This is a genomic window from Actinomadura sp. BRA 177 (assembly GCF_013372625.1).
Classification (GTDB): Bacteria; Actinomycetota; Actinomycetes; order Streptosporangiales; family Streptosporangiaceae; genus Spirillospora.
Genome location: NZ_JABXFD010000713.1, coordinates 1 through 6284, shown reverse-complemented (window position 1 = coordinate 6284; position 6284 = coordinate 1). Strand labels below are relative to the sequence as shown.

The 6284-nt window shown below is 71.3% G+C and carries 4 protein-coding genes and 1 pseudogene; 3 read left to right on the top strand and 2 right to left on the bottom strand.

Annotated features, from left to right (window positions below; genetic code table 11):
- Window positions 1–928, bottom strand: a pseudogene (locus HUX53_RS38740) (hypothetical protein); the annotation flags it as partial.
- Window positions 929–1031: 103 nt separating this feature from the next.
- Between HUX53_RS38740 and HUX53_RS38735 the strand changes: the two are divergent.
- The 3 genes from HUX53_RS38735 to HUX53_RS38725 all read left to right on the top strand — a co-directional run bounded on the left by HUX53_RS38735 (window position 1032) and on the right by HUX53_RS38725 (window position 3573).
- The gene (locus tag HUX53_RS38735; RefSeq protein WP_176408240.1) at window positions 1032–1676 is read left to right on the top strand and encodes a PadR family transcriptional regulator; all 645 of its coding nucleotides are present in this window, start codon (window positions 1032–1034) and stop codon (window positions 1674–1676) included.
- Between the two features lie 158 nt (window positions 1677–1834).
- Window positions 1835–2812: an ATP-binding cassette domain-containing protein gene (locus HUX53_RS38730; RefSeq protein ID WP_176408239.1), complete on the top strand. Its 978-nt coding sequence runs from the start codon at window positions 1835–1837 to the stop codon at window positions 2810–2812.
- Complete coding sequence (locus tag HUX53_RS38725) at window positions 2809–3573, top strand: ABC transporter permease (protein WP_176408238.1); 765 nt, start codon at window positions 2809–2811, stop codon at window positions 3571–3573. Before HUX53_RS38730 ends, HUX53_RS38725 begins: the two co-directional genes overlap by 4 nt.
- 716 nt (window positions 3574–4289) lie before the next feature.
- On the opposite strand, the gene HUX53_RS38720 is transcribed toward HUX53_RS38725, so the two are convergent.
- Window positions 4290–5597, bottom strand: a complete 1308-nt coding sequence (locus tag HUX53_RS38720; RefSeq protein ID WP_176408242.1) for a M20/M25/M40 family metallo-hydrolase — start codon at window positions 5595–5597, stop codon at window positions 4290–4292.
- Between the last annotated feature and the right edge of the window lie 687 nt (window positions 5598–6284).

Sequence of the window (6284 nt, the reverse complement as noted above, 5' to 3'; positions counted from 1 at the left end):
GTCGAGCGGAGCGCGCCCGGTTCTGCTCGGCGCGCTCCGCTCGACGGGACGCCGCGTCCCGGGCGGCGACCGCGCGGTCCAGTTCGTGACGGAGCCGCCCCACCTCGGCGGACGCCTCGTCGACCTCGCGCTGCGCCGCGTCCGCCCGCTCCACGCGTTCGGTGAGTTTGCGCTCGGCCTCATCGGCGCGCTTGCGCAGCGTCTCCGCCCGCCGGGCCCGCGCAGCACTCGTCCGCGTGACGTTCTTCGTCGGCCGCTCGGTCTCTTCCGTCCCCTTAGCGCGGGTCTTCTCGGTCGCGGCCCCCTTGGCCGTGGTCTTGTCGGTTGCGGTCTTGTTGTCCTCGGTCTTCTTGGCAGGGGGATTCTTGAGTGGAGTCTCCTCGGCTGGAGGCTCCTTGGAGTTCGGTTTTGGTTTCGGCTTCGGGCGTTGCCGGCCGTCCGGCGGCGCCATCGGGAATCCGGCGGGGACGAAACCCGTGTGGCTGCGCGGCTGCGGGAGCCGTCCCTCGCGGACCTCCTCGGCGATGTCGGCGTCCACGGTGGCGGCCTGGAGGGTGTCCTCGACCTCCCGGACGGCCTGCTCGCGCAGGGGGCCGCCCGCCTCGGCCGCGAGCCCGCCGGCGGTCCGCACCAGCGAGCCGACCAGGTCGGCGCGGCGCTGTTCGAGGTCGCGGAGACCGCTGCCGGAACCCCACGCCGAGCGCATCTCGGTCCCCACGTCCAGCAGTTCCGCCAACTCGTCGGCGGCGGAACGGCTGAGGAGGTTCACCGCCCATGCCGACAGCGTCGGGCGCCGGAGCGCGCCGATGCGCTTGGCGAGGGCCGCGTCGCCGTCCTGCTTGGCCTCCTGCGCCAGCCGCTTGCGGGTCGCCACGAACTCCGCGGGCAGGACGCCGTAAAGCTCGTCGGCCGCACTGGAGAAGTCCACGCTTGATCTTTACCCCACCTGCCTCCTCCCGGATCGGGGTGGACGGCCCGAGCCGCATCTGACTATACTCGTGCACGAGTACTCGTGCACGAGGAGGCCGGACATGGTCAAACGGCGGAAGGTGAGCAACCTGCTGGGGCTCGCCGTCCTGTCGACGGTGTCCGCCAGGCCGATGCACCCGTACGAGATGGCCGCACTGATGCGCGAGCGCGGCAAGGACCGCGACATGGACATCAAGTGGGGCTCCCTCTACACCGTCGTGGGCAACCTGGAGAAGCACGGGTTCCTGGCCGTCGAGGGGAGCGTCCGGGAAGGGGCGCGACCCGAGCGGACCGTCTACCGCATCACCGACGCGGGGCTGGCGGAACTCGCCGACTGGGTCCGGGAGCTGATCGCGGTGCCCGAGCGGGAGGTGCCGCGGTTCGAGGCCGGGCTGTCCGTCCTCGGTGCGCTGGGCCCGGACGAGGTGGCCGAGCTGCTGCGCGGGCGCCTCGGCATGATGGAGCGGCAGATCGCCGACGACCGGGCCGCGCTGGCGGCGGAGACGGAGATCCCGCGCCTCTTCCTGATCGAGGAGGAGTACGACCTGGCGATCCGGCGCGCGGAGGCCGCGTGGGTGCGCGGCTTCCTCGCCGAGATCGAGGACGGCTCGCTGCCCGGCCTCGACATGTGGCGGGCGTTCCACGAGACCGGCGAGCTGCCGCCGGAGATCGCCGAACTGGCGGAGAGGGGAGCCCGCGAGGAGTAGCCGACGAGCGGGCCCGGCGGCGGTGCGGCAACACCGCCGCCGGGCCGGAGAACCCACCACCGAGAACCCCACACGGAGCGGGGCCTGGCGGCGAGCACGCATCTCCAGCCTATCCGGGACCCCTCCGTCGAGCACGTTGCGCTGCAACGGAGGAGACCATGGCGCATGCCATCGAGGCCGCGGGCCTCGTGAAGAACTACCCCGGCGACGTCCGGGCCTTGGACGGCCTGTCCATCGCGGTCGGGCAGGGCGAGATCCTCGGGCTGCTCGGCCCCAACGGGGCGGGCAAGTCCACCACCGTCAAGATCCTCACCACGCTGATCCGGCCGGACGCGGGCACCGCCGCCGTCGCCGGGCACGACGTGCTGCGCCGGCCGGACCGGGTCCGCCGCGTCATCGGCGTCGTGTCGCAGAAGTCCGGCGCCGACCCCGAGGCGAGCGGCCGCGACAACCTGGTCCTGCAGGGCCGCCTGTACGGGCTGTCCGGGACGCGGGCGCGCGCCCGCGCCGCCGAACTGCTCGCCCGGTTCGGCCTGGAAGACGCCGCGACCCGTCCCGTGAAGACCTACTCGGGCGGGATGCAGCGGCGCCTCGACGTCGCCCTCGGGCTCGTCCACCGCCCGCAGGTCCTGTTCCTCGACGAGCCCACGACCGGGCTCGACCCGGAGGCCCGCGCGTCCATGTGGGCCGAGATCGCCCGGCTCGCCGGCGACGACGCCCTCGCCATCCTGCTGACCACCCACTACCTGGACGAGGCCGACCGGCTCGCCCAACGACTCGCGATCGTCGACAACGGCCGCGTCGTCGTGACCGGCACCCCCGACGACCTGAAGGGCGAACTGCACGGCGACGCCGTCCACATCGAATGGCAGGAGGCACCCCCCGAACCCCTGGTACGGGAGGCGCTCGGCCGGCTGCCCGGCGTCAACGAGATCGTCCTGGACGGCCGGCGCCTCAGCGCCCGCACCGGCGACGGCGCCTCCGCCGTGCCGGCCGTCCTCGCCGCCCTCGACCAGGCGGGCGTCCCGGCCGCCGCGGCGACCGTCGCGCGGCCGTCCCTCGACGACGTCTACCTCCGCTACGCCGGACGCCGCATCGCCGACACCGAGCCCGCGACCGCCGGAGGTGCCCGATGATCGGTACCTGGTGGATGACCCACCGGCGGCTGTCCGCGCTGCTGCGCAACCCGGCCGTCCTCGTCATGACCCTGGCCCAGCCGATGATCTGGCTGTTCCTGTTCGGCGAGCTGTTCAAGAAGGTCGCCGAACTCCCCGGCTTCGGCGCGCAGTCCTACCTCGACTACATCGTCCCCGGCGTCGTGATCATGAACGCGGTCTCCCTGAACTCGTTCGCCGGAATGGCGACCATGGACGAGATCGAACGCGGCACCCTCAACCGCTTCCTCGTCACCCCCGTCCGCCGCAGCGCACTCGTGAATGCCGGCGTCATAGAACAGGCCCTGAGCACGGCCTTCCAATCCCTCGTGATCATCCTGCTCGGCCGGGCGGCCGGCGCCGACTACCCCGGCGGCCTCACCGGCCTCGCCGTCCTGGTCGCGGCCTCGGTCCTGATCGGCATCGTCCTGGCCGCCCTGTCCAACACACTCGCGCTGCTCGTCCGGGACCGCAACACCATCATCGGCCTGAACGTGATGCTGCTCCTGCCGCTCACCTTCCTGTCGTCGGCGTTCATGGCCAAAGACCTGATGCCGCCCTGGATCAGGCACGTGGCCGCCGTCAACCCAGTGAGCTGGGCCCTGGACAGCGCCCGAACAACCCTGTCGTCCACCCCCGACTGGCCCTCGGCCGCCCTACACGCCTCCTGGCTCCTGGCCCTCACCGCGGCCACAGTGGCCCTAGCGACCTACTCAATCAGGACCTACCAAAAGTCCCAATAGCCCCCTAGCGCCCTGCTCCCTGACAGCCCGCGAGGGACAAAGCGGTAAGCAGGCGCTTCACCGACAAGAACAAGGTGCCCCTGCCGACCGCTCGGAGGCCGCTCGGGCGGAGCGAGGACGTCTCCGCGGTCGCAACGGGCCAAGAGCAGTCCGACGTGGCCCGGGGACGCCCCCGGGCCATGGCGTGCTGGTGTCGGCGAGTTGCTCCGTGGGGGCCGTCCGCGTCATTCGTACAGCCGCAGACGCAACCGCCCGGCGAGATCGACCGGATGGTGGTTCCGGTCGTAGCGGGTCAGGGGCAGTTCGACGTGGAGCGGGGGCGTCTCCGGGCCATGGCGTGCTGGTGTTGGCGAGTTGCTTCGTGGGGGCCGTCTGCGCCGCTCGTGCAGTCGCGGACGCAACCCCCCCGGCGACGTCGACCGGACGCTGGTTCCGGTCATACCGCTCTCGAGGTCGTCGCCGTGGTGGGCTGGGCCGCCGTCCGGTGTCTCCGCCGTACCTGGGGCTGCGGTCGCCGGTCGGTCGCCGGCGGCTGGGGTCGAGGAGGCCGTCGTGGCCGGGAACCGTGCTGCTGTCGACCGGTGGGGGCGCTGGTAGTCGGGAGGGGCTGGGGCCCGTTGGCGGCTTTTGGTGTGGTGGTGTTGGGGGCTGCTTGTTGGGAGCCGCTAGGGGGCGCAGCGGGTGGGTGGTGTGTTGGGCGGGCTGCGGTGAATGGGTTAGCGGGTGTTCAGGAAGTGGTCTAGGACCTTGGTGCCGAAGGTGAGGGCGTCTAGGGGGACTCGCTCGTTTATGCCGTGGAACATGCCGAAGTAGTCGAGTTCGGGGCCGAGGAGGAGGGGGGCGAAGCCGAAGCTGGTGATGCCGATGCGGTGGAAGGACTTGGCGTCGGTGCCGCCTGCCATGACGTAGGGGACGGGACGGGCGTCCGGGTCTTCGGCGCGGAGCGCGTCCGCGAATGCGGTGAAGGTCTGGCCGGCCGGGTCCGCGGCGGGTGCTTCCTCGTGGTTGATGAACTCGCGGGTGATCTTCGGGCCGAGGAGGCGGTCGATCGTGGCGAGGAACTCCTCGCCGGTGCCCGGCAGGTAGCGGGCGTCGACCTGCGCGGTCGCCGTTCCGGGCACGACGTTGACCTTGTATCCGGCATCGAGGCGGGTCGGGTTGGCGGAGTTGCGGATCGTCCCGGCGAACAGGTGGCCGGCGCGGCCGAGGCGCCTGGCCTCCGCGTCGAGGCGGTCGTGGTCGATGGTGGTGCCCAGCGCGTCCGCGAGGCCGTCGAGCAGGGCCCGGACGCCCGGTGTCAGGCGGACGGGCCATGAGTGGGCGGCGAGGCGGGATACCGCGTGCGCGAGTTCGGCGACCGCGTTGTCGGGCGCCGGCTTCGAGCCGTGACCGGCCGTGCCGCGCGCCGTCAGCTTCATCCACATGGTGCCGCGCTCACCCGTCGCGATCGGGTAGATCCGCGTCCCGCCCGCGTCCACGCTGAACCCGCCGGACTCGCTGATCGCCTCCGTGCACCCCTCGAAGATCTCCCGATGCTCCCGCGCGACGTACCGGGACCCGTACTCGCCGGTGCACTCCTCGTCCGCGAGGAACGCCAGGACGAGGTCGCCGCGCGTGCGCCGCCCCTCGCGCATCCGGCGCCGCACGACCGCGAGCGTCATCGCGAGGCTGCCCTTCATGTCGACCGCGCCGCGCCCCCACACGCAGCCGTCCCGCACCTCACCGGAGAACGGCGGCACCGCCCAGTCGGCGGCGTCGGCCGGCACCACGTCAAGGTGCCCGTGGATCAGGAACGCGGGATGGGACGGGTCAGTGCCGGGAATGCGCGCGAGCACGCTCGCCCGGCCGGGCGCCGACTCGACGATCGTGGCCTTCACACCGGCCTCGTCCAGCAGCCCGGCGACGTACTCCGCCGCCGGCCGCTCCGGACGCGCCACCCCCTCGCCCCGGTTGGTCGTGTCGAACCGGATCAGATCCGCACAGATGCGCCCAACCTCGCCACCCATCCCGCCCTCGTCCCTCATCACGCCGGTGCCGTCCATCACGTCCTCGCCGTCCATCACACCCTCGCCGCCCATCGTGCCCCTCGTGCCCTAGTCCCCCTTGTGTCACTAATCCTCCCTTGTGCCACTAGTCCCCCTTGTGCCCCTTGTGGCCCTTGCCCTCGCGCCTTGCCCTCGCGCCTTGCCCTCGTGCCCCTTGCCCTCGTGCCCCTTGCCTTCGCGCCTTGCCTTCGCGCCTTGCCTTCGCGCCCCTCGCGCTCGCGCCCCTCGCGCTCGTGCCTTCGTCTTCCTCGTGCCTTTGCGGGGCGTCGTGTTTCTGTGGGGCTTTGTCCCTTCGCAGGGCCTTGTCACTCATCGGGGCCTTGTTCCTCTGCACGGCTTCGTCGCCAGTTGCGGGCTGTTCGTTGTTGTGGCTGGTCTGTTCGTGGCGTGCCCCGTTGGTCGTCATGTTTGCTCCGCGTTCGCGTCCTTCGTTCGGCTGCTCGCCACCGTCGGACGGGTGTTGTGGCGCGCTCCTGGTGGGGTGGTCGGCGGGCTGGCTTGGGGCGGTGTGTTGTGGTGTGGGGGGGGTCTCTTATACACAATTAGGCGCTGCTGACTTATAGGGATGGGTCGCTCCCGGTTGGTCTCAGCTTCTATCAACAAGACAACAATGCTTCTCTGAGCGAGACAAGACAGATCTACACAGACGACCGCGAGATCACAATA